The 709-nt window shown below is 44.4% G+C and carries 1 protein-coding gene; it reads right to left on the reverse strand.

Annotated elements, in window-relative coordinates; translation table 11 throughout:
- The coding region (locus RCO25_RS34650; RefSeq protein WP_483874739.1) for a transposase at window positions 1–610 on the reverse strand (610 nt) is incomplete at its 3' end.
- Window positions 611–709 lie beyond the last annotated feature (99 nt).

A 709-nucleotide genomic window follows, 5' to 3' on the forward strand; every position in this document is an offset into this window, starting at 1 on the left:
CCAAGTAATGAAGCATAATCTGCTCTGCGTCTTCTTGCTCGCTTTTTACACGAGGTATGGCTGGAAGCTTCTTTTCCAGCTTTGGATGCCTTTTGACAACCGTTCGCAGAAGACGTTTGGCAGCGTCCCGCAACACGTCGAGAGGACGCTGCTTTTGGCTTCCAGCTTGGGTATGAGTTGCATCCAGAATAATGGTTTTACTCTTAATGAGTCCTTTCTCCACACATTGACTTACCACTTGCTTCAATACGTCTTCCACTTGGCTTGCTCCAAGTCGATGATTCCGAAAACGCGATAATTGAGAGGCGTCCGGCAAAGGCTCTTCCGGATTAACACCAAGAAACCACTTGTATGCTAGATTTACTTGAGCTTCCTGAACGATGCGCTCATCCGAAAGATTGTAAAGGATTTGCAAAAAGAGCAGACGAAATAGCAGCTCAGGCTCATTAGCGGGTCTGCCGTAGTATTTGCAATAGCTGTTTTCGACTAACTCATGGATGAATCTGAAATCTACAATGCGATGAATCTTGCGCAACAAGTGATCTTCAGGAACAAGATTATATAATTCCGCATGGAATGATGCAGTTAATTGTTTACCGGCATGCAACAACAGGCTCATCTCGCTTTTACTTTTCTTCCATTATACAACAAACCCAGTACCAACAGGGTACTGGGCTCCATTTTACAGAAACTGTATTCGTTTTGCAGG

This window comes from Paenibacillus sp. LHD-38, from assembly GCF_031157315.1.
Lineage (GTDB): Bacteria > Bacillota > Bacilli > Paenibacillales > Paenibacillaceae > Pristimantibacillus.